Here is a 21088-nt window from a genome sequence, read left to right on the forward strand (position 1 = left end):
GGACATGCGAAGTCGTGGGGGGTGCGCCGTTACAGGGAGTTGATCCTGAAGTGCGTGAAGGTTGCCGCGCCCGCGTGACCGGTCCCGACGGGCGCGAGCGCGAACAGGCCGAGCAGGGCGCCGACCCAGCGCCAGGGGGTGGCGGCGAAGACCGGGCCGGAGGCGCGCGGGCCGTCCCCGACGTCGTAGGAGAATCGGCAGCGGGCGCCGGATCCGATCTCGATCCGCAGCCGTACACGTCCCTGAGGGGCGAGCCGTGCGGGGGCGGCGTCCCGTTCCTTCTCGGCGGCCGCCTCGGCGAACCGGTGCACGAGATGGACCGTCCCGTCGGTCCCCCGCTGCAACCCGATCCAGCCGAACGCGTCGCCCAGCACCGCAAGACCGGCCCGCGTCCCCGGCTCCTCGCCGTGCAGCCTGAGCTCCACCTCGACCGCGGACGGCCTGCCGGGCAGCCGCTGGGTGAGGACGTTCGGGAGCCGGCGCAGGTCGTGTGCGTCCGGCGAGCGGACGCAGGCCAGGCGCAGGCCGTCGCCGGAGTGCTGAGTGGCCCAGCCGGGCTGGGGGTTGGCGGTCCACGACCACTGGCGGCCGAAGCGTCCGCCGGGAAAGTCGTCGTCGGTGGCGGGCGCGGCGGCAGGCTGCGGCGGCAGGTCCGGCCTCTCGTGTACGGCGACGGGGGCGCCGTCGTCCCCGAGCACCGGCCAGCCTCCCCCGGTGTCCCAGCGCATCGGCTGGAGGTGCACGACCCGGCCGTACGCGCCCCGCTGCTGGAAGTGCAGGAACCAGTCCTCGCCGGACGGGGTGCGCACCCAGCCGCCCTGGTGCGGGCCGTTGACGTCGGTGTCCTTCTGCTCCAGTACGGTCCGCTCCTCGTACGGCCCGAAGAAGCCGCGCGAGCGGAAGGCGCCCTGCCAGCCCGTCTCCACTCCCCCGGCGGGGGCGAGGATCCAGAACCAGCCGTCGTGCCGGTAGAGCTTGGGGCCTTCGAGGGTGAACCAGCCGGGGATGCGGTCCCCGTCCACGATCACCTTGCCCTCGTCGAGGAGTCCGGTGCCCTCGGGGTGCATCCGGTGGCCGGTGAGGCGGTTCTTCACGCCGGAGCGGGACTTGGCCCAGGCGTGCACGAGATAGGCCTCGCCGCTCTCCTCGTCCCACAGGGGGCAGGGGTCGATGAGCCCCTTGCCGGCCTTCACCAGGTGCGGGCGGGTCCAAGGGCCCCGTATCTCGGGGGCGTTGACCTGGAAGAGGCCCTGGTCGGGGTCGCCCCAGAAGATCCAGAACCGGTCGTCGTGGTGCCGGATCGAGGGGGCCCAGACCCCGCAGTCGTGGCGCGGGGTGCCGAACTCGCCCGCGGGCTCCAGGTGGTGCAGCGCATGGCCGACCAGGGTCCAGTTGACCAGGTCGCGGGAGTGCAGCAGCGGCAGTCCGGGGGCGCGGCCGAAGCTGGAGGCGGTGAGGTAGAAGTCGTCGCCCACGCGGACCACGTCCGGGTCGGACCAGTCGGCGTTCAGGACCGGATTGGTGTAGCTCGTCACCGGCTCACCGCCTTGCGGACCAGCGCGGCCGCCTCGTCGCGGCTCAGCGGGCCGTCGGCCACGACGGTCACCACGCGCCGTACGACGGTGTCGCCCGGCTCGATCGGCAGCCGTTCGGCGCAAGCCAACGACGAGCCCACGCCCGGGTATTCGGCGGTGCGCACGAACCACGGGTCGTGGCGGGTGGCGTCCGTGGCGCCGGCGAAGACCAGGGTCCAGGTGGCGCCGGCGAGGGCGAGCCAGTCGGCCCGGGCACCGTGCACCCGCTCCTGGCCCTCGTGGTCCGCGGTGAAGACGTGCGGCGCCTCGCGCTCCTTGCGGGCCCGCCAGAAGAAGCCGCCGTAGGCCGCGCCGGGGCGCCCGTTGGTGGCCGGGCTGCCGATGGAGAGCAGTCCGGAGGTCACGTTCGTCAGGGAGAAGGTGAAGTCCAGCGCCCAGGCGGCGTCGGTGAGTTCGCCGGCCGCCACCGTACGGCGCTCGCGCAGCAGCTCCGCGCCCGAGGCCACCCAGCGCAGCTCCTCCACGAAGCCGTCGGGGTCGCGCAGCTGGAAGGAGCTGTGGCGCTGGGCGCCGTGGTTGTCCAGCTCGGTCGGGCCCTGGTCGCGGACGAAGGTGCGTCCGCCCCAGAAGTTGTGCCCCTCGACGTCGGGAACGGCGACACCGACGCCGAGGTGGTGGGTGTGGTCGGCGGGACTCAGCTCGGTGACCGCCGTGCCCGCCAGGGTGGTGACGGGGTGCAGATACGGGCGCGGGGCGAGCCGGGCCGGCAGCTCGGGCCGGGTGACGTAGCGGCCGACCGGGCGGCCCGCGACGCGCAGGACGGGCGAGTCGTTGGTCGTCATCAGGTGCTCACCTCTTTCGGTAGGGCCCAGGTGGCGCCGAGTTCGGAGTAGAGGGCGAGGGTGTCCGCCGAGGCGGCGACGAGGCCGTCGATGCCGGGCACGGTCCGGCGGCCCTCACCGGGGATCAGCTGCCAGGCGCCGTCCGGCAGCGGGGCCGGGTCGGGCGCCCGCCGAATGGCTTCGACGACCCTCATGAAGGCGCCCGTCGAGGCAGGCGGCACGAGCAGCCGGGTGCCGTCGGCGAGATGGCCTGCCAGGTTCTCCAGCAGGTCGGTGCGGGTGTACTCGTACTCCTCGGGGCCGCGGCCGGCGCGCTGGAGCAGGACGCGGTCCTGCTTGTACCAGAAGGTGATCCGGCCGCTGGTGCCGTGCACCACGACGTACGGCTCGTCGGGGTCCTCGGCGCACAGGGTCGCGGCGACGGTGACCTGGACGCCCCGGGTGGTGCTGACCCGTACGCAGGAGGTGTCGTCCGACTCGATGTCGTTGGCGCGCAGCAGCTCCAGCTCGATGCCGGTGACGTCCTCCGCGCGGGTGGTGCCGTTCAGGGCGAGCGCCGTGGCGACGGCGTGCGCGAGGGGGTTGGTGAGCACGCCGTCGATGACGTCGACGCCGTTCAGGTGCCGTCTGCCCGCCCAGGGAGCGCGCCGGTAGTAGGACTCTGGCCGCGCCCAGGCGCCCGCCCCGCCGACGCCGACGACCCCGCCGATCGCCCCCTCGGCGACCATTTCGCGGATGGCGGGGACGGCCCGCGATCCCAGCGACTGGAAGCCGATCTGGCAGGCCACGCCCGCCGCGGCGACCCCGTCGGCCATCCGGCGGAACTCGGCGTACGAGGGCGCGGGCGGCTTCTCCAGCAGGAGGTGCACACCCCGGCGGGCGGCGGTGAGCGCCAGGTCGGCGTGGGTCGGGATCGGTGTGCAGATCACCGCGATCCGGGCGCCGGTGGAGTCGAGGAGCGCACCGAGGTCGGCGGACTGCTCGGGCGTGCCGAGTCCTTCGGGGATCTCGTCGGCGGTCAGCGGGGTCAGTTCGCAGATCCCGGCGAGGCGTACGACGCCCTCGTCCTGGAGCCGGCGGATGTTGTCAAGGTGCCGGCGCCCGTGGCCGCGCGCGCCCGCCAGCACGACGGGTACGGCCCTCATCCCTTCACCGCCCCCGCGCTGAAGCCGGTGATCAGCCACTTCTGGATGAAGGCGAACACGATCACGACGGGTACGGCCGCGATGATGCCGCCCGCGGCGAGCGCGCCGAGGTCGACGCTGTCCGCGCTCATCAGGGTGTTGAGGCCGACGGGGATGGTCTGCTTGCCCTGGTCGCTGAGGAACATCAGGGCGAAGAGGAAGTGGTTCCAGGCGTGCACGAAGGCGAAGGAGCCGACGGCGATCAACCCGGGCCGCAGCAGCGGGAGTACGACGATGCGGAAGGCGGTGAACCGGTTGCAGCCGTCGACCCAGGCGGCCTCCTCCAGGGAGTACGGCACGTTCCGGATGAACCCGCTGATCAGGATCATCGACAGCGGCAGCTGGAAGACGGTCTCGGCGAGGATGACGCTGCCGAGCGAGTTGATCATCCGCAGGTTGGCGAAGATCTCGAACAGCGGCACCAGGAGCAGCGCGCCCGGCACGAACTGCGTGCAGAGCAGGGCGAGCATGAAGCCCTTCTTGATCCGGAAGTCGAACCGGGCGAGGGCGTAGCCGCCGGCCAGCGCGACCAGCGTCGTCATCACCAGGGTGGCGAGGCCGACCAGCACGCTGTTCTGGAAGTAGGTGCCGAAGGCCCGCTCGTTCCAGACCTTCTCGAAGTGGTCGAAGGTCATCGGCCAGGGCACGAGCGAGGTCGAGCCGGCCGGGCGCAGCGCGAAGAGCAGGATCCAGTAGAAGGGGACGAGCGTGAAGAGCAGGTACACGGCGAGCGGGACGTAGATGTGCCGTCGCGGGACCTCGTCCCAGGCGCGGCGCTTCTTCCTCGCCCGGGTGGGCGGGGAGGTCACGCGCTCCGGCGCGGGTGCGATCTCGGTGATCACTTCTCGCCTCCGAACTTGCTCAGCCGCAGATAGACGATCGAGCAGAAGAGCAGGATCACGAACGCCACCGTGGTCAGGGCGGACGCGTAGCCGAAGTTGTGGGCGTCGACGCTGGTGTTGGCGATGTAGAGCGGGAGGGTCGTCGTCTCTCCCGCGGGTCCGCCGCCGGTGAGCGTGTAGAGCAGGTCGACGTTGTTGAACTCCCACACCGCGCGCAGCAGTGTCGACAGCACGATCGCGTCCTTCAGATGCGGCAGCGTGATGTGCCAGAACTGCTTGAGGCGGCTCGCCCCGTCGACCTCGGCGGCCTCGTACAGGTCCTTCGAGACGGACTGGAGGTCGGCGAGGATGAGGATCGCGAAGAAGGGGACGCCGCGCCACAGGTCGGCGACGATCGCCGCGGGGAAGACGGTCGAGGTGTCCGAGAGCCAGCTGGTGCCGTACGAGCCGATCCCCGCGTCGGCGAGGTAACGGGTGATGCCCGTCTGGGAGTTGTAGAGCAGCACCCAGATCGCGGAGGTCAGCACGCCGGAGACGGCCCACGGGGAGAAGACCAGCGCGCGGCCCAGGGCCCGTCCGGCGAACGTCTGGTTGACGATCAGCGCGAGTGCGAGCCCGAAGAGCAGTTGCAGGCCGACCTCGACGACGACCCACTTGGCGCTGAAGGTCAGCGTGTCCCAGAACTGCGGGTCCCTGGTGAAGATCTCGGTGAAGTTGCCGAGGCCCGCGAAGCCGTTGCGCCACGGCTTGGTGGGGTTGTAGTTCTGCAGGCTGTAGTAGAAGACGCTGAGCACCGGATAGGCGATGAAGCCCAGCATCAGCAGGGCGGCCGGTGTGATCAGCAGGTACGGGAGCCTGCGTGGCGTGGCGGAGGCACGGCGCCGCCGGGCCGGCGCGGGCGGTTTCGCCACGGCTGCGGCTTGGGCCATGACATTCTCCGTTCGCTTGCGGTGGGTCGTGTGCGGTCTGGGGTGAAGCGCTTTCTTCGGGTACGTGGTGATGCGCGGTTCCGCTGTCTTCGGGGGTTCAGCCCGCGTACGGGTCCGCGACCTTGCCCGGGCGGGCCAGGAACTCGAAGTCGCAGCCGGTGTCGGCCTGGGTGATCTGCTCGTTGTAGAGCGCGCCGTATCCGCGCTCGTAACGGGTCGGCGGCGGCGTCCACTTGGCCCTGCGCCGCGCCAGCTCCTCGTCGTCCACGTGGAGATGGAGGGCGCGTGCCTCGACGTCGAGGGTGATGAGGTCCCCGGAGCGGACGAGGGCGAGCGGTCCGCCGACGTAGGACTCGGGCGCGACGTGCAGCGCGCAGGCGCCGTAACTCGTGCCGCTCATCCGGGCGTCGGAGATCCGCACCATGTCCCGCACGCCCTGCTTGAGCAGGTGGTCGGGGATGGGCAGCATGCCGTACTCGGGCATGCCGGGGCCGCCCTTGGGCCCTGCGTTGCGCAGCACCAGCACGCTGTCGGCGGTGATGCCCGACCCGGGGTCGTCGATGGTGCGTTGCATGGTCCTGTAGTCGTCGAAGACGACCGCGGGACCGGTGTGCTTGAGCAGGTGCGGCTCGGCGGCGATGTGCTTGATGACGGCGCCGTCCGGGCAGAGGTTGCCGCGCAGTACGGCCACTCCGCCCTCGCTCGCGACCGGGTTCTCGCGGGTGCGGATGACGTCGTCGTCGTGGACGACGGCGCCCTCCAGCTGCTCCCGGAGCGTGCCGTTCACGGTCGGGCGGTCCAGGTGCAGCAGATCGGTGATCCGGGAGAGGAAGGCGGGCAGGCCGCCCGCGAAGTAGAAGTCCTCCATGAGGTACGTCTGTCCGCCGGGGCGGACGTTGGCGAGGACCGGCACGGTACGCGCGATGCGGTCGAAGTCGGCGAGGGTGAGCGCTACTTGGCAGCGTCCCGCCATCGCGATCAGATGGATGACCGCGTTGGTGGAGCCGCCCAGCCCGAGCACGGTGGTGACGGCGTCCTCGAACGCCTCGCGGGTGAGGATCGCGGACGGCTTGAGCCCGGTCCAGGCGAGGTCGACGGCGCGGCGCCCGGAGGCGGCGGCCATCCGCTCGTGCCCGGAGTCGACGGCCGGGATCGAGGAGGCACCGGGCAGCGTCATGCCGAGGGCCTCCGCGGCCGCGGTCATCGTGGACGCGGTCCCCATGGTCATGCAGTGACCCGGGGAGCGCGCCAACCCGCCCTGGAGATCGCGCAGTTCGCAGTCGGTCAGGTTGCCCGCGCGGTGCTCGTCCCAGTACTTCCACATGTCGGTGCCGGACCCGAGGGTCTCGCCGCGCCAGTGCCCCGGCAGCATCGGCCCCGCGGGGACGAAGAGCGCGGGCACATCGGCCGAGGCCGCACCCATGAGCAGCGCCGGCGTCGACTTGTCGCAGCCGCCGAGCAGCACCGCCGCGTCGACCGGATACGACCGCAGCAGCTCCTCCGTCTCCATCGCGAGCAGGTTGCGGTAGAGCATCGGGGTCGGCTTCTGGTACGTCTCGGAGAGCGTGGCGACCGGGAACTCGAGCGGAAAGCCACCGGCCTGCCACACCCCGCGCTTGACCGCCTCGGCGCGCTCGCGCAGATGGACGTGGCAGGGGTTGATGTCGGACCAGGTGTTGAGGACGGCGATCACCGGGCGGCCCCGGTACTCCTCCGCCTCGTAACCGAGCTGGCGCATACGGGCGTTGTGCGACCAGGTGCGCAGCTGGCCCTCGCCGCCGTACCACTGGTGGCTGCGGAGCTCCTCGGGGCGCCTTCTGCCGGCGGGCGCGTTCACAGGGACCATCCGGCGGCTATCGCGGCGACCTCCGCGCGTTCGTCCTCCGGCAGCTGCCTGCTCGGCGGTCGGACCTCGCGGCGGCACAGGCCGAGGGAGGCGAGGGCCTCCTTGACCACGGTGACGTTGTTGGCGGAGCCGTTCGCGGCGCGCAGCTCCTCGAAGCGGCGGATCTGCTCCCAGACCTTCATGGCGGCCGGGTAGTCGCCGGCGCGCAGCGCGTCGATCATGTTCAGCGAGACGGACGGGGCGACGTTCACCAGGCCGGAGGTGAAGCCGGTGGCGCCCGCGGAGAAGTACGAGGGGGCATACGGCTCGGCGAGACCGGCGACCCAGACGAAGCGGTCGAGGCCCGCGTCCCGGGCGAAGGCGGCGAACCTGGCGGCGTCCGGCACGGCGTACTTGACGCCGATGACGTTCGGGCAGGCGTCCGCGAGCTGGGCGAGACGGGCACCGGTGAGCTGGGCGTTGCGGATGTACGGGACGACGCCCAGCTCCGGGACGGACGCGGCGACGGCGCGGTGGTAGTCGACCCAGCCGGCCTGCGAGACGTACGGGTGGACGGGCTGGTGGACCATCACCATCTGCGCGCCGTGCTCGCGGGCGTGCCGGGCGGAGGCGACGGCGGTGGACACGTCGTGCCCGACGCCGGCCAGGATCGCTGCCCGGCCGCCCGCCTCCTGAAGGGTCAGCTCCGTGACCAGCCGGCGCTCCTGCGGGGTCAGGGTGTAGAACTCGCCGGTGTTGCCGTTCGGGGTGAGGGTGGTGACTCCGCCGTCGAGCAGCCGGCGCAGCAGGGCCCGGTGGGCGTCCTGGTCGACGGTGCCGTCCTCGGCGAACGGGGTCACCGGGATCGCCACCACGTCGGCCAGGGCCGTCCGCTGGGTCTCGAACACCACGCTGCTCATTCCTGGCCTTCCTGTGACTGGGCTTCCTCTGACTGGGCTTCCTCTGCCTGGACTTCGGGGAACGCTCGCCGCACGAAGGACGCGATGTGCGAGTGCAGGGCGCGGGCCGCGCCGTCCGCGTCGCCGTCGAGGGCGAGCCGCAGGATCTCCCGGTGCTCGCCCGCCTCCCGCTCCCAGGAGGGGTCGGAGGCCCAGGCCACGGCGGAGACCAGGGCGGCCTGGTCGCGCACCTCGTCGAGCATCCGGCCGAGCAGCGGGTTGCCGCAGGGCAGGTACAGGGCGCGGTGGAACTCCCGGTTGGCGAGGGAGCGTTCGGCGGTGTCGCCCGCGCCGTCGGCCCGGGTCAGGGCGTCGCGCGCGGCGTCGAGCGACGCTCCGCGCCGCACCGCCCGCTTCAGCGCCTCCGGTTCGAGCAGCAGGCGTACGTCGTAGACCTCGCGCGCCATGTCCGCGTCCACCATGCGCACCGTGACGCCCTTGTACTGGCTCATCACCACGAGTCCCGTTCCGGCCAGGGTCTTGAGCGCCTCGCGCACCGGGGTCTTGGAGACCCCGAACTGCGCGGCCAGCTCGGTCTCGACCAGAGCCTGCCCGGGCGTCAGCTGCCCGGTGAGGATGCGGTGTTTGATCGCGTCCAGCACGTACTGCGTGCGGGACGGGATCGGCATGGGCACAGAGGTCATGCGCGCCTCTCGGAAGTCACGTGTGAGATCTGGAGTATCCGATCTCGCGTATCGCGTCTCATATATGACGTACGAAGTACGACGCGTTGAAGGTAGGAGGGGGCGCGGATTTCGTCAATGGTTCTGGCAAAAAGAGTCCGTGGCCGCGCGGCGTGCGCGGCCCCGACCGGGGTGTCGTACGGCTCGGCTCGGGCGGGCTCGGCTCAGGCCGGCCGACGCCAGTCCGGCGCCCGTCCGCTCAGCCCGATCGCCCGGTCGAGCAGGGCCGCGTCCGACGGAACGGACACGACCGGGCCGAAGATGGCGCCGCGGCTCGGGTCGTCGGCCGCGGCCTGCAGGAAGTCGTGGGAGACCTGGAGGGCGGCCGGGTCCGGGGTGTAGTCCTGGCCGGTGGCGCGGGCCAGGTCCCAGCCGTGGATCACCAGTTCGTCGGTGGCGACGGCCGCGGCGACCGCGCCCGGCAGGTCCACGCCGCCGGCCCGGGTCATGCCGGTCCAGGCGGCCGGGTCGCGCCAGGCGTCGGCGAGCTCGTCGAGCAGCTTGGGCAGCTCATCGCGCCAGCCCGGCCCGAGCTCGGGCAGGCCGGCCTGCGGGGAGGTGTCGGTGGTGCCGCCCAGGTCCTTGCGGGCGGCGTCGCGGAAGGCGACGGTCAGGCCGAGGATGTGGCCCAGCATGGCGTGCACCGTGTAGTCGGGACAGGGCGTCGGCCCCGCCATGTGCTCCTCGCGCACCCCCTCCGCAAGCCTCGCGATGACCCGCGTCTGCGGTCCGAGGTCGAGGGTCGTGTCGGTCATCCGCTGCTCCTCAGGTTCTTGGTCCTTGCATGAATGGACCGGCGCGGCCGCCGAAATTCATCGCGCCCCGCACATCATTTTGCGTTCACCCCCGTCTCGACGCGCACCGTGCGCAGCAGCTCGGCCGGTGTCCTGCCTCCGCCCAGGCACCACAGGGCGATCACCGGGTCGCAGATCGCGCAGCCCAGCGAGGAGCTGTGGGCGAACGGGATGATCGGGTTGCCCTTGACGTGATGGACGACGTCCCACGCGGTGTGCATCAGCCAGCCGATGCCGATGAACGTCCAGGAGTCCAGGCCCCGGTAGGCGACATAGGTGGCCACCGCGGTGAACGCGAACTCCCAGCCGCCGAGGCCGCCCCCGCTGAGGTAGGCGGCGCCCGCCCCACCGACCATGACGGCGTTCAGTCTGCGCCGGTGCGGCTCGCGGACCAGGCACATCAGCAGGACGTAGAGAATCCCGACGAAGATCGGGGCGACGTAGCTCATGGTCGTCGACGCTAGGGCCGCCGCGATGCGCGTCCCATGGGGATTACCGACAGCTTCCCACGGGTTTCCGCCGCCGTTCTAAGGCAGTTGCCCCATGCCCCGGCGGGGGCCTTAGACCCACGATGGCCAGGCATGACGACATCGGCATCGGCATCGAACCCGGATCCGGCATGGGCGGTGGTGCGCGTCCTGCGGGACCGCGACGCGGGGCTGTATCTCGCGGGCGTGGTGGTCTCGGGCTTCGGGACGTCGGCGCTGTGGCTGGCGTCGGGCGTGTGGGTCAAGGACCTGACGGGCTCGAACGGCCTCGCGGCGCTCTGCCTGCTCGCCATGTGGGCGCCCACCCTGGCCGGCCCCCTGCTCGGCACGCTCGCCGACCGGGTGCGCCGCAAGCCCCTGCTGATCGGCACGAACCTCCTGCTGGCCGTCCTGCTGCTCGCCCTCCTCGGCGTCCACTCCCCCGGCCGTCTGTGGCTGATCTACACGGTCCTGTTCCTGTACGGGGCGGCGGGCGTCGTCCAGGACGCGGCCGAGTCCGCCCTGGTCGCCGCCGCCGTCGACCGGTCCCTGCTCGGCGACTTCAACGGGCTGCGCATGACGGCGAACGAAGGCATGAAGCTGGTGGCGCCGCTCGCGGGCGCGGGTCTGTACGCGGCCTACGGCGGCCCGAGCGTCGCCGTGCTGGACGCGGTCACCTTCGTCCTGGCCGCGGGGGTGTGCACCCTGCTGCGCGTCCGCGAGGACAGGGCGGCGCCGGTGACGGCGGGCTGGTGGGCGCGGACGGCCGAGGGCACGCGCTTCCTGTGGGCGTATGCCCGGCTGCGGCGCCTGGTCCTGGCCGCGGGCGGCACGATGCTCTGCGCGGGCCTGAGCGGCGCGCTGCTCTACGCCGTCGTCGACGGGCTCGGGCACGCCCCCGCCTACGCCGGTGTCCTGTACGCCGTGCAGGGTGCGGGTTCGGTCGTGCTCGGGCTGGTCTCCGGGCCCGCACTGCGGCTGCTGGGCGAGCGCCGGTTCGCGGCGGCCGGAATCGCCCTGACCGCGTGCGCGGTGGCGGCGCGGGCGATACCGGCCGACCCGGTGGCCCTGGCGTGCAGCGCGGCGAGCGGAGTGGGGCTGCCCTGTGTGCTGATCGCCGCGATGACGGCCGTGCAGCGCGAGACCCCGGGCGCGCTGCTGGGCCGCACGGCCGCCACGGCGAACACCCTGATGTTCACGCCGAACGTGGTGGGCCTGGCGATGGGCGCGGCCCTGGTCGAACTGGTCGGCTACCGGCCGGTGTCGACCTTCCTCGGAGCGGCGCTGCTGATGATCGCCGGGGCCCTTCTTCACCGTCCGGCGAGCGCCTCCCGTACCAGCGACAGGTCGCCGTCCGACGCCAACCCGGCGTGATAGAGCCGCAGTTCGGTCGCGCCACGGTCCCGGGCCTCGGCCGCGTCCGCCGCCAGCGTGCCCGGGCTGCCGCCCATGCCCGAGACGATGGTGAAGTTGGCGGCGAGGACGGCCCCTTCGCGGCCCTGCTCGGCGAACGGCGTCAGCAGGCCCGTGCCACCGGCGCACGGCACCACCACGCCGTCGGCGACGGACAGGATGTGCGCGGGGTCCACGCCGACGTTGGCGCCGACGTGGTACGTCACCGGGTCGGCGTGCAGCAGCACCTGGAAGCCCTCGGGGGCCGCCGCGCGCACCGCCCGGACCGCCGACTCCTGCAGCGTGCGGGCACTCTCGTCGCGCCACGCGCGCGTGGCGGCCGCCTTCGCCTCGCCGAGCGGCTTCTCGACCCCGGCCCAGCCCGCGTCGTCGGGCGCGCCCCGCCACAGCGGCTCCAGCGCCTCGCGTACGGCGTCCGCCAACTCGTCGGCGTCCAGGCCCTGTTCAGCGTAGCCCTGTCGGCAGGCGGGACAGAAGCAGAGCGACATCAGATACGAGCCGGCGTCCCCGAGGCCGATCCCGCCGGTCTTGTCGTGGGCGTGCAGATGCTGCAGCCCGTACCAGCCGAGCGACTCCAGCTCGGTGCCGCGCGCCCCGGGCCGTACCGCCGCCTCGGCGGCCAGTTCGACGAGGTACGCGCGCGTGGCCGGCTGTGCGATGCACGGGGCCCACGGGTAGCGGTCACCGTAGGCGTTGACCACGGAGGTCCCGGGACGCTCCGCGCCCAGGCGGGAGTTGTGCGCGAGCACGACCCAGGTGTGCACCTCGAGCCCGGCGTCCGCGAGCGCCTCCGCGGCCTCGCCGTACGCGTCCCCGGGCGCCCAGTCCCCCGCCGCGTACGGCCTGAGCTCACGCCCCTCCCAGCGCGCGTCCGCCGGGTAGAGCACGGCGGCATGCTCGGCGGTGACGATGCGGTGGCACGGGTGGCGGGGCGTCAGCGCGCGCGTCGAGTGGTACGCGGCGGCGAGCGTCACCTGGCGCACGCCGAGCGCGGCGATGCGGCCCGCGGCCTCGGGGTCCCCGTTGACGTCCCAGGGGTAGACGAAAGCGGACGCCTTCACCGGGACTCCTCCAGCAGCGCGTACCCGCGCTCGATCAGCTGGGCGAGCTGCTTGACGTGCTCCTCGGTCGGTTCGTGCAGCGGGGCGCGCACCTCGCCCACGTCGAGGCCGCGCAGCCGTACGCCCGCCTTCACCAGGGCGACGGCGTAGCCCCGCCCCTGGGCGCGCAGTTCGACGAACGGACGGTAGAAGCCGTCGAGGAGGCGCTGCGCGGTGGTGTCGTCGCCGGTGCGCAGGGCCTCGTAGAAGGCGCGTGCGATCTCCGGGACGAAGCAGAACACGGCGGAGGAGTACAGGTGGATACCGATGGCGCGGTAGGCGAGCTGCGTCTGCTCGGCGGTCGGCAGGCCGTTGAAGTAGAGGAAGTCGCCGGGGACATCGGTGCGTACGGCGCTGACGATGCGCTGCATCAGGTCGAGGTCGCCGACGCCGTCCTTGAAGCCGATGATCCCGTCCGTGCGGGCGAGTTCGGCCACGCTCTCGGGGGTGAACACGGCGTTGTCGCGCTGGTAGACGATCACGGGCAGCGCGGTCGAGCCGGCCACCTCGCGGTAGTGCCGCAGCAGCCCCTCCTGCCCGGCGACCACGAGGTAGGGCGGCATGGCCAGCAGCCCGTCCGCACCGGCCTGTTCGGCGAGGCGCGCGTAGCGCACGGCGAGCGCGGTCCCGTACCCGGCGCCGGCCACGACCGGCACCCGCCCGTCCGTCGCCTCGACGGCCGCCCGCACGCATACCTCGAACTCCTCGGGCGTGAGCGCGTGGAACTCACCGGTGCCGCAGCAGGCGAAGACCGCGGCGGCCCCGGCCTCGACCCCGCGGCGCACATGGGCGCGGTACACGTCGAGGTCGACCGCGCCGTCCGGCCCGAAGGCGGTGACCGGGAAGAACAGCGGCCCGCTGGGGATACTGAGTCGAGCGGCGAGGGGGGATGGCGTCACGGGCTCTCCCTGTGGCAGGCGCGTACGTTCTTCTGATCGGTGTCTATATTTCTGAACAACGCCACACTATGGAGCCGACTCCGGGCCGGTCAAGCGCGCAAACCGCGCGACACTTGACGGAGTCGTGCCACGCTCCCTAGCGTTTCCACGAATGTGAATACAGTCCATGCATGCGGCCACCTGTCATAGGCGGCGGACCCAAGGAGACCCGAGGATGCCCGCTCCCCGCACCGTCCTGCTCACCGGCGCCGCCGGCGGACTCGGCACGCTGATGCGGAACCTGCTCCCCGCCTTCGGCCACGAGCTGCGTCTGCTCGACATGCGCCCGATCGAGGGCGAGACCGACGCGATCACCGCCGACCTGGCCGACAAGGACGCACTGCGCGAGGCGGTGCGCGGCGTCGACGCGATCATCCACCTCGCCGGCATCTCCCTGGAAGCCCCCTTCGAGAAGATCCTCGCGGCGAACATCGAGGGCACGTACAACCTGTACGAGGCCGCCCGCGAGGAGGGCGTCGGCCGGATCGTCTTCGCCTCCTCCAACCACGCGGTGGGCTTCACCCCGCGCCCCCAGGGCGACGACCCGCTGATCCCGATCGACACCCCGCACCGCCCGGACACCTTCTACGGGCTGTCCAAGTCCTTCGGCGAGGACCTCGCCCAGCTCTACTGGGACAAGCACGGCCTGGAGACGGTCTCGGTGCGCATCGGCTCCTGCTTCCCGGAGCCGACCAGCGTCCGGATGCTGTCGGTGTGGATGAGCCCGGCCGACGGCGCCCGCCTCTTCCACGCGGCCCTGACCGCCGAGGACGTCGGCCACACGGTGGTCTACGGCTCCTCGGCCAACACCCGCCTGTGGTGGGACCTCACGACGGCGCGGGCGCTCGGCTACGAACCGCAGGACGACTCCGAGCCGTTCGCCGCGAAGCTGATCGCCGAGCAGGGCGAGCTGGAGCCGGACAACGTCGCGCACGCCCACCTCGGCGGTCACTTCGTCAGCGAGCCGCCCATCTGGCCGTACTGACCGCACCGGCACCGCCCGAAGGCGGAAAACGATCGTTCGCGACGGCGGGCGGGCACCGAACGGGCCCGCCCGCCGCCACATTCGGGCACCGCGCCTGCCCGATCTCACGCCGTGTCTCACAGCAACGCAGGTCCGAGGCGGGCACTCCGCTCCGCAAACGGGCACACACGGGCAGCATCGAGCCTGCAACAAGCCTGGTCAGTGCCGCACACCGGGAGTAGAACTTCCCCCATGGGCCCCACCCGGGCCCGAACGGGCAGCGAGCAGGGAAGGCGGGTGCGGCGATGACGGCGGACAACGCGAAGACGGCGGAAGAACGTCAGCGGGAGATCGTGCGGGTCGCGCGCGCCTCGGGCTCCGTCGACGTCACGATGCTCGCCGACCGGCTGGGCGTGGCCAAGGAGACCGTACGGCGGGATCTGCGCGCCCTGGAGGACCACGGCCTGGTCCGCCGCACCCACGGCGGCGCCTATCCCGTGGAGAGCGCCGGCTTCGAGACGACGCTCGCCTTCCGCGCCACCAGCCATGTGCCCGAGAAGCGCCGGATCGCGGCCGCCGCGGCCGAGCTGCTCGGGGACGCCGAGACGGTCTTCGTCGACGAGGGCTTCACTCCCCAGCTCATCGCCGAGGCGCTGCCCAGGGACCGGCCGCTGACCGTGGTCACCGCGTCCCTGCCGGTCGCGGGCAGTCTCGCCGAGTCCGACGGCATCTCCGTGCTGCTCCTCGGCGGCCGGGTGCGTTCCGGCACCCTCGCCACCGTCGACCACTGGACGACGAAGATGCTGGCCGGCTTCGTCATCGACCTTGCCTACATCGGTGCCAACGGCATCTCCCGCGAGCACGGCCTGACCACCCCCGATCCGGCCGTCAGCGAGGTGAAGGCGCAGGCCATCCGGGCCGCGCGCCGCACCGTGTTCGCGGGCGTGCACACCAAGTTCGGCGCGGTCAGCTTCTGCCGGTTCGCGGAGATCGGCGCACTGGAGAGCATCGTCACCAGCACGCTGCTGCCCTCGTCCGAGGCCCATCGCTACTCCTTGCAGGGACCGCAGGTCATCAGGGTCTGACCCGTCGGCCGAGCCGCCACGCAAGGCATCTCCACACCCGAAGCGCCCCAAAAATCCCCTATGTCCAGGAGCGATCCATGCGCACCCAGAGCCGACGACGGCCACCGCGAGCAACGCTCGCCATGGCCGCCGCAGGGACGCTGCTCGCCCCGCTGCTCTCCGGCTGTTGGGTCGGGGCGGGCGGGTCCGGTTCCGGCGGCGACTCCATCAACGTGCTGATGGTCAACAACCCGCAGATGGTGGAGTTGCAGAAGCTCACCGCCAAGAACTTCACCAAGGAGACCGGCATCAAGGTGAACTTCACCGTCCTGCCGGAGAACGACGTCCGCGACAAGATCAGCCAGGACTTCGCCAACCAGGCGGGCCAGTACGACGTCGCGACGCTCAGCAACTACGAGATCCCGATCTACGCCAAGAACGGCTGGCTGCACGAGATGGACTCGTACGTGGCCAAGGACCCCTCGTACGACGAGCAGGACGTCCTCAAGCCGATGCGCCAGTCCCTGACCGCCGACGACAAGAAGCTCTACGGCCAGCCCTTCTACGGCGAGTCGTCCTTCCTGATGTACCGCAAGGACGTCTTCGCCGAGAAGGGCCTGACGATGCCGGCCCACCCCACCTGGGACCAGGTGGCGCAGCTCGCCGCCCAGGTCGACGGCGCGAAGCCCGGGATGCGCGGCATCTGCCTGCGCGGCCTGCCGGGCTGGGGCGAGCTCATGGCACCGCTCACCACCGTGGTGAACACCTTCGGCGGCACCTGGTTCACCAAGGACTGGAAGGCCCAACTGGACTCCCCCGCCTTCGAGAAGGCCACCAAGTTCTATGTCGACCTGGTGCGCAAGCACGGCGAGTCCGGCGCCGCACAGTCCGGCTTCGCCGAGTGCCTGAACAACATGACGCAGAGCAAGGTCGCCATGTGGTACGACGCCACGTCCGCGGCCGGCTCCCTGGAGGCCAAGGGCTCCCCGGTCAAGGGCAAGCTCGCCTACGCGCCGGCCCCCGTCGACAAGACCGACAACTCCGGCTGGCTCTACACCTGGGCCTGGGGCATCCAGAAGGCCTCCCACAACCCCGACAAGGCCTGGAAGTTCGTGTCCTGGGCGTCCAGCAAGGGCTACGAGCAGCTGGTCGGCGAAACCAGCGGCTGGCCCAACGTGCCCGCCGGCAAGCGCGCCTCGACCTACGAGAACGCCGACTACCGCAAGTCGGCCGCCTCCTTCCAGGAGATGACGAAGGAGTCCATCGAGAGCGCCAGGCCCAACGACCCCGGGGTGCAGCCGCGCCCCGCGCCCGGCATCCAGTTCGTCGGGATCCCGGAGTTCACCGACCTCGGCACCAAGGTCTCCCAGGAGATCAGCGCGGCCATCGCCGGACGCCAGTCCACAGGCTCGGCCCTGAAGAAGTCCCAGCAGCTCGCCGAGAAGATCTCGAAGGAGTACGAGGGGCGATGACAGCCACGACCACGGCTCCGACAGCCGCAACCCCCGTCCGTACCAAGGGCGCACCCCCTGCCCGGCTGCGTGCCTGGGCCACCCGCGCCCCGCTCCTGCCCGCCCTGGTCTTCATGATCGTGGTGACCCAGCTCCCCTTCGTGGCCACGCTGGTGATCTCGTTCTTCGACTGGAACGCCCTCTACCCCAAGGCCCGTCACTTCACGGGCCTCGACAACTACCACGAGGTCCTGACCGACGCCGACCTGCGCCACTCCGTGTGGACGACGGTCGTGCTCACGGTGGCGGTGGTCCTGGCCAGCCTGGTCCTGGGCCTGATGCTCGCCCTGCTCCTGGACCGGAAGTTCCGCGGCCGTGGCGTGGTCCGCACGCTCCTGATCGCCCCCTTCCTGGTGGTTCCGGTCGCCGCGGCCCTGCTGTGGAAGCACGTGCTCTACAACCCCGAATACGGCCTGCTCAACGGCCTGTTGCACTACGTCGGCGGGCCACAGCCCGACTGGATCTCCAACACCCCGCTGCTCGCGGTGGAGATATCCCTGGTCTGGCAGTGGACGCCGTTCATGATGCTGATCCTGCTGGCCGGCCTGCAGAGCCGCGACAGCCAGCAACTGGAGGCCGCGCGCGTGGACGGCGCCGGCGACTGGCAGATCTTCCGCCATCTGACGCTGCCGCACCTGCGCCGCTACCTCGAACTCGGCGCCCTGCTCGGCTCGATCTACATCGTGCAGAACTTCGACGCGGTCTTCACGATCACGTCGGGCGGCCTGGGCACCGCCAACCTCCCCTACACCGTCTACCAGAGCTTCTACCAGGCCCACGAGAACGGCCTCGCCTCGGCCGCCGGCGTCCTGGTCGTCATCGGCTCGATCATCATCGCCACCTTCGCGCTGCGCGTGGTGTCGTCCCTGTTCCGCGAGGAGGTGTCCCGCGCATGAGCACCGTCGCCGTATCGACCAACCCCCGCCGCAGGGGAGCCGGCTTCGGCCTGATGGCCTGGCTGGTCGGGATCGTCTTCTTCCTGCCCATCGCGTGGATGGCGCTGACGTCCTTCCACTCGGAGACGGACGCGGCGAAGAACCCGCCCGCCTTCGGCGCCGCCTTCACCCTGGACGGCTACCGGGAGTTCTTCGGCGCGGGCGGCGGCGCGAGCCCCTGGCCGTCCCTGATCAACTCCGCGGTGGCGTCGATCGGTTCGACGATCGTGGTCCTGCTGCTGGCGCTCCCGGCGGCGTACGCGCTCTCGGTCCGCCCGGTCAAGAAGTGGACGGACGTCCTGTTCTTCTTCCTGTCGACGAAGATGCTGCCGGTCGTGGCGGGTCTGCTGCCGATCTACCTCTTCGCCAAGAACACCGGCATGCTGGACAACATCTGGCTGCTGGTCATCCTCTACACCTCCATGAACCTGCCGATCGCGGTGTGGATGATGCAGTCCTTCCTCGCCGAGGTCCCGGTGGCGGTGATCGAGGCGGCCCAGATCGACGGCGCCCGGCTGCCGACGATCCTCGCCCGCGTGGTGGCGCCGATCGCACTGCCGGGCATCGCGGCCACCGCCCTGATCTGCTTCATCTTCAGCTGGAACGAGCTGCTGTTCGCCCGGGTCCTGACGGGCGTGGTCGCCGAGACCGCCCCCGTCTTCCTGACCGGCTTCATCACCAGCCAGGGCCTGTTCCTGGCGAAGGTGTGCGCCGCGTCGCTCGTCATCTCCCTGCCGGTGCTCGCCGCGGGGTTCGCCGCCCAGGACAAACTGGTCCAGGGCCTGTCGCTTGGAGCCGTGAAATGAAGGCCGCCGTCATCGAGTCCGTGGGCCGCGCCGTCGTCACCGAGGTCCCCGACCCGACACCCGGCCCCCGCGAGGTCGTCGTCGAGGTCGCCGCCTGCGGCCTGTGCGGCACCGATCTGCACATCCTCCAGGGCGAGTTCGCGCCGAAGCTGCCGATCGTGCCCGGGCACGAGTTCGCGGGGCAGGTGGTCGGCGTCGGCACCCAGGTCACGGAGGTCGCGATCGGCGACCGGGTGGCGGTCGACCCCTCGCTGTACTGCTACGAGTGCCGGTACTGCCGTACGGGCCACAACAACCTCTGCGAGCGATGGGCCGCCATCGGTGTCACCACGGCCGGCGGCGCGGCGCAGTTCGCGGTGGCGCCGGTCGCCAACTGCGTGAAGCTGCCCGAGCACGTCCGCACCGAGGACGCCGCCCTGGTGGAGCCCCTGTCCTGCGCCGTCCGCGGCTACGACGTCCTGCAGTCCCGCCTGGGCGCGCACGTCCTGATCTACGGCTCGGGCACGATGGGCCTGATGATGCTGGAGCTCGCCAAGCGGACGGGCGCGGCGAGCGTCGACATGGTCGACCTCAACCCGACGCGCCTGGAGACCGCCCAGCGGCTCGGCGTCTCCGCCTCGGCGGCGAACCCGGACGAGCTGGACCGCCCCCAGGGCTGGGACCTCGTGATCGACGCGACCGGCAACGCGGCCGCGATCCAGGACGGCCTGGACCGGGTCGCGAAGGCGGGCACCTTCCTCCAGTTCGGCGTCGCGGACTACGCGACCCGCGTGACGATCGACCCGTACCGCATCTACAACCAGGAGATCACGATCACCGGCTCCATGGCCGTCCTGCACAGCTTCGAGCGGGCCGCCGAGCTCTTCGCGAACGGCGTCCTGGACCCGGAGATCTTCATCAGCGACCGCATCCCCCTGGACCGCTACCCGCAGGCCCTGGAGCAGTTCGCGGCGGGGGTGGGCCGCAAGATCGTGGTGGTGCCGTAGGACACCCCGTGACGGGCCCCCGCCGCGGGAGTGCGGGGGCCGGTCACGATTGGCCGAAGAGTAAGGGAACGGTAAAGCGTCCTCGCTCGTTCTAGGGGCATGACAGCTATGACCCCTGGCTCGAACATCCCTCTTCCCAGCGCCCGCGTGGCGGTGGACGTCGCCGCCCCCGTGCGGCTCGACGTGTCGGGCCTGCTGCTCACGGGCGACGGCAAGGTGCGCTCCGACGACGACTTCATCTTCTACAACCAGCCGAGCGGCCCGGGCGTGACCCACCGGTCCGGCGGGGGCACGGCACCCGACGCGATCGTCGTCGACACCGCCGCCGTCCCCCCGGGCATCGAGAAGATCGTCGTCACCGCCAGCCCGGACGCCGCGGGCCAGACCTTCCAGGGCATCGAACCGACGGCCACGATCCGCGGCGCGGACGACAACAGCGTCCTGGCCACCTTCACACCCCCGCAGCTCGGCGCGGAGACGGCCCTGGTGGTCGTCGAGATCTACCTGCGCGGCGGCCAGTGGAAGGCCCGCGCGGTCGGCCAGGGGTACGCCAACGGCCTGGCGGGCATCGCCACCGACTTCGGGGTCACGGTGGAGGAGCCGGCCGCCGCCGCCCCGCCGCAGCAGGCCGCCCCGCCCGTGTCCACCACGCCGCCGCCTCCCCAGGCCCCGCCCGCCGCCGCGGCCCCCGCCCCCGCTCCGGGCGCCGGGAAGATCAACCTCGACAAGGGCCGGGTCAGCCTCCAGAAGAACCAGACGGTCTCCCTCGTCAAGGGCGGCCGCCCGCTGCTCTCCCAGGTCAAGATGGGCCTCGGCTGGGAGCCGGCGTACGGCGGCAAGGACATCGACCTGGACGCCTCGGTCATCGCCTACGGCCCGCAGCGCAACCACATCGACAGCTGCTACTTCGGCAAGCTGTCGATCCTGAACGGCGCGATCAAGCACTCCGGCGACAACCTCACGGGCGAGGGCGGGGGCGACGACGAGGTCATCGTGGTCGACCTCGGCCGCATCCCGCAGGAGGCCACCGGTCTGGTCTTCACGGTCAACTCCTTCTCCGGGCAGAAGTTCACCGAGGTCGCCAAGGCCTACTGCCGCCTCCTGGACGCCGCGAGCGGCGAGGAGCTGGTCCGCTTCGACCTCACCAACGCCGAGCCCCAGACCGGTGTGATGATGGCGAAGCTGATCCGCCAGTTCTCCGGCGAGTGGGAGATGACGGCGATCGGCGACTTCGTGAAGGCCCGCACGGTCCGGAACATGGTGAAGCCGGCCGCACAGACCCTCTGACCGACACCGCCGCGGGCAGCCCGA

The 21088-nt window shown here is 71.5% G+C and carries 20 protein-coding genes; 8 read left to right on the forward strand and 12 right to left on the reverse strand.

The window, feature by feature from the left end; genetic code table 11:
- Nucleotides 1-29 precede the first annotated feature (29 nt).
- The 10 genes from ACGFYN_RS24845 to ACGFYN_RS24890 form a co-directional block, all read right to left on the reverse strand.
- On the reverse strand, nucleotides 30-1535 hold the full coding sequence (locus ACGFYN_RS24845) for a family 43 glycosylhydrolase (protein ID WP_393868041.1): 1506 nt from the start codon (nucleotides 1533-1535) through the stop codon (nucleotides 30-32).
- The gene (locus ACGFYN_RS24850) at nucleotides 1532-2377 is read right to left on the reverse strand and encodes a PmoA family protein (protein WP_393868042.1); all 846 of its coding nucleotides are present in this window, start codon (nucleotides 2375-2377) and stop codon (nucleotides 1532-1534) included. The genes ACGFYN_RS24845 and ACGFYN_RS24850 overlap by 4 nt, the downstream gene beginning before the upstream one ends.
- Complete coding sequence (locus tag ACGFYN_RS24855) at nucleotides 2377-3522, reverse strand: Gfo/Idh/MocA family protein (RefSeq protein ID WP_393868043.1); 1146 nt, start codon at nucleotides 3520-3522, stop codon at nucleotides 2377-2379. The genes ACGFYN_RS24850 and ACGFYN_RS24855 overlap by 1 nt, the downstream gene beginning before the upstream one ends.
- Nucleotides 3519-4403, reverse strand: coding sequence for a carbohydrate ABC transporter permease (locus tag ACGFYN_RS24860; RefSeq protein ID WP_393868044.1), 885 nt, complete (start codon nucleotides 4401-4403; stop codon nucleotides 3519-3521). The genes ACGFYN_RS24855 and ACGFYN_RS24860 overlap by 4 nt, the downstream gene beginning before the upstream one ends.
- Nucleotides 4400-5332, reverse strand: coding sequence for a carbohydrate ABC transporter permease (locus tag ACGFYN_RS24865; protein ID WP_393868045.1), 933 nt, complete (start codon nucleotides 5330-5332; stop codon nucleotides 4400-4402). Before ACGFYN_RS24865 ends, ACGFYN_RS24860 begins: the two co-directional genes overlap by 4 nt.
- A gap of 97 nt (nucleotides 5333-5429) precedes the next feature.
- Nucleotides 5430-7169 carry an L-arabinonate dehydratase gene (gene araD / locus ACGFYN_RS24870; protein WP_393868046.1) on the reverse strand — a complete coding sequence of 580 codons (1740 nt, stop codon included), beginning with the start codon at nucleotides 7167-7169 and terminating at the stop codon, nucleotides 5430-5432.
- Nucleotides 7166-8077, reverse strand: coding sequence for a dihydrodipicolinate synthase family protein (locus ACGFYN_RS24875; RefSeq protein ID WP_393868047.1), 912 nt, complete (start codon nucleotides 8075-8077; stop codon nucleotides 7166-7168). Before ACGFYN_RS24875 ends, araD begins: the two co-directional genes overlap by 4 nt.
- Nucleotides 8074-8760: a GntR family transcriptional regulator gene (locus tag ACGFYN_RS24880; protein ID WP_393868048.1), complete on the reverse strand. Its 687-nt coding sequence runs from the start codon at nucleotides 8758-8760 to the stop codon at nucleotides 8074-8076. The genes ACGFYN_RS24875 and ACGFYN_RS24880 overlap by 4 nt, the downstream gene beginning before the upstream one ends.
- Before the next feature lie 203 nt (nucleotides 8761-8963).
- Nucleotides 8964-9554, reverse strand: coding sequence for a TIGR03086 family metal-binding protein (locus ACGFYN_RS24885; RefSeq protein ID WP_393868049.1), 591 nt, complete (start codon nucleotides 9552-9554; stop codon nucleotides 8964-8966).
- Nucleotides 9555-9628: 74 nt separating this feature from the next.
- Nucleotides 9629-10042 carry a DUF6010 family protein gene (locus ACGFYN_RS24890; protein WP_393868050.1) on the reverse strand — a complete coding sequence of 138 codons (414 nt, stop codon included), beginning with the start codon at nucleotides 10040-10042 and terminating at the stop codon, nucleotides 9629-9631.
- Nucleotides 10043-10174: 132 nt separating this feature from the next.
- On the opposite strand from ACGFYN_RS24890, the gene ACGFYN_RS24895 reads away from it, so the two are divergent.
- A complete protein-coding gene (locus ACGFYN_RS24895) occupies nucleotides 10175-11434 on the forward strand; it encodes an MFS transporter (RefSeq protein WP_393868051.1) in 1260 nt (419 codons plus the stop codon).
- Here ACGFYN_RS24895 and ACGFYN_RS24900 read toward each other — a convergent pair.
- Nucleotides 11371-12534 carry a hypothetical protein gene (locus ACGFYN_RS24900; RefSeq protein WP_393868052.1) on the reverse strand — a complete coding sequence of 388 codons (1164 nt, stop codon included), beginning with the start codon at nucleotides 12532-12534 and terminating at the stop codon, nucleotides 11371-11373. The genes ACGFYN_RS24895 and ACGFYN_RS24900 overlap by 64 nt on opposite strands.
- Nucleotides 12531-13472, reverse strand: coding sequence for a 5-dehydro-4-deoxyglucarate dehydratase (locus ACGFYN_RS24905; RefSeq protein ID WP_393868053.1), 942 nt, complete (start codon nucleotides 13470-13472; stop codon nucleotides 12531-12533). The genes ACGFYN_RS24900 and ACGFYN_RS24905 overlap by 4 nt, the downstream gene beginning before the upstream one ends.
- A 214-nt stretch (nucleotides 13473-13686) precedes the next feature.
- On the opposite strand from ACGFYN_RS24905, the gene ACGFYN_RS24910 reads away from it, so the two are divergent.
- The 7 genes from ACGFYN_RS24910 to ACGFYN_RS24940 all read left to right on the forward strand — a co-directional run bounded on the left by ACGFYN_RS24910 (nucleotide 13687) and on the right by ACGFYN_RS24940 (nucleotide 21064).
- Nucleotides 13687-14496, forward strand: coding sequence for an NAD-dependent epimerase/dehydratase family protein (locus ACGFYN_RS24910; protein WP_393868054.1), 810 nt, complete (start codon nucleotides 13687-13689; stop codon nucleotides 14494-14496).
- 284 nt (nucleotides 14497-14780) lie between these two features.
- On the forward strand, nucleotides 14781-15560 hold the full coding sequence (locus ACGFYN_RS24915) for a DeoR/GlpR family DNA-binding transcription regulator (RefSeq protein ID WP_393868055.1): 780 nt from the start codon (nucleotides 14781-14783) through the stop codon (nucleotides 15558-15560).
- Between the two features lie 77 nt (nucleotides 15561-15637).
- Complete coding sequence (locus tag ACGFYN_RS24920; protein ID WP_393868056.1) at nucleotides 15638-17011, forward strand: ABC transporter substrate-binding protein; 1374 nt, start codon at nucleotides 15638-15640, stop codon at nucleotides 17009-17011.
- Nucleotides 17008-17946, forward strand: a complete 939-nt coding sequence (locus tag ACGFYN_RS24925) for a carbohydrate ABC transporter permease (protein ID WP_393868057.1) — start codon at nucleotides 17008-17010, stop codon at nucleotides 17944-17946. Before ACGFYN_RS24920 ends, ACGFYN_RS24925 begins: the two co-directional genes overlap by 4 nt.
- Nucleotides 17943-18791, forward strand: a complete 849-nt coding sequence (locus ACGFYN_RS24930) for a carbohydrate ABC transporter permease (protein WP_393868058.1) — start codon at nucleotides 17943-17945, stop codon at nucleotides 18789-18791. The genes ACGFYN_RS24925 and ACGFYN_RS24930 overlap by 4 nt, the downstream gene beginning before the upstream one ends.
- Nucleotides 18788-19777 carry a zinc-dependent alcohol dehydrogenase family protein gene (locus ACGFYN_RS24935; RefSeq protein ID WP_393868059.1) on the forward strand — a complete coding sequence of 330 codons (990 nt, stop codon included), beginning with the start codon at nucleotides 18788-18790 and terminating at the stop codon, nucleotides 19775-19777. Before ACGFYN_RS24930 ends, ACGFYN_RS24935 begins: the two co-directional genes overlap by 4 nt.
- Before the next feature lie 108 nt (nucleotides 19778-19885).
- Entirely contained in the window at nucleotides 19886-21064 is a 1179-nt protein-coding gene (locus ACGFYN_RS24940) for a TerD family protein (protein ID WP_393868060.1), read from the forward strand.
- The last annotated feature ends 24 nt before the right edge of the window (nucleotides 21065-21088 follow it).

The organism is Streptomyces sp. NPDC048419, assembly GCF_043200415.1.
Classification (GTDB): domain Bacteria; phylum Actinomycetota; class Actinomycetes; order Streptomycetales; family Streptomycetaceae; genus Streptomyces.

Coding starts and splice junctions, on each gene's coding strand:
- ACGFYN_RS24850 (WP_393868042.1), bottom strand. CDS start 2,377: ATGACGACCAACGACTCGCCCGTCCTGCGCGTCGCGGGCCGCCCGGTC.
- ACGFYN_RS24855 (WP_393868043.1), bottom strand. CDS start 3,522: ATGAGGGCCGTACCCGTCGTGCTGGCGGGCGCGCGCGGCCACGGGCGC.
- ACGFYN_RS24865 (WP_393868045.1), bottom strand. CDS start 5,332: ATGGCCCAAGCCGCAGCCGTGGCGAAACCGCCCGCGCCGGCCCGGCGG.
- ACGFYN_RS24875 (WP_393868047.1), bottom strand. CDS start 8,077: ATGAGCAGCGTGGTGTTCGAGACCCAGCGGACGGCCCTGGCCGACGTG.
- ACGFYN_RS24880 (WP_393868048.1), bottom strand. CDS start 8,760: ATGACCTCTGTGCCCATGCCGATCCCGTCCCGCACGCAGTACGTGCTG.
- ACGFYN_RS24885 (WP_393868049.1), bottom strand. CDS start 9,554: ATGACCGACACGACCCTCGACCTCGGACCGCAGACGCGGGTCATCGCG.
- ACGFYN_RS24890 (WP_393868050.1), bottom strand. CDS start 10,042: ATGAGCTACGTCGCCCCGATCTTCGTCGGGATTCTCTACGTCCTGCTG.
- ACGFYN_RS24895 (WP_393868051.1), top strand. CDS start 10,175: ATGACGACATCGGCATCGGCATCGAACCCGGATCCGGCATGGGCGGTG.
- ACGFYN_RS24910 (WP_393868054.1), top strand. CDS start 13,687: ATGCCCGCTCCCCGCACCGTCCTGCTCACCGGCGCCGCCGGCGGACTC.
- ACGFYN_RS24915 (WP_393868055.1), top strand. CDS start 14,781: ATGACGGCGGACAACGCGAAGACGGCGGAAGAACGTCAGCGGGAGATC.
- ACGFYN_RS24920 (WP_393868056.1), top strand. CDS start 15,638: ATGCGCACCCAGAGCCGACGACGGCCACCGCGAGCAACGCTCGCCATG.
- ACGFYN_RS24925 (WP_393868057.1), top strand. CDS start 17,008: ATGACAGCCACGACCACGGCTCCGACAGCCGCAACCCCCGTCCGTACC.
- ACGFYN_RS24930 (WP_393868058.1), top strand. CDS start 17,943: ATGAGCACCGTCGCCGTATCGACCAACCCCCGCCGCAGGGGAGCCGGC.
- ACGFYN_RS24935 (WP_393868059.1), top strand. CDS start 18,788: ATGAAGGCCGCCGTCATCGAGTCCGTGGGCCGCGCCGTCGTCACCGAG.
- ACGFYN_RS24940 (WP_393868060.1), top strand. CDS start 19,886: ATGACCCCTGGCTCGAACATCCCTCTTCCCAGCGCCCGCGTGGCGGTG.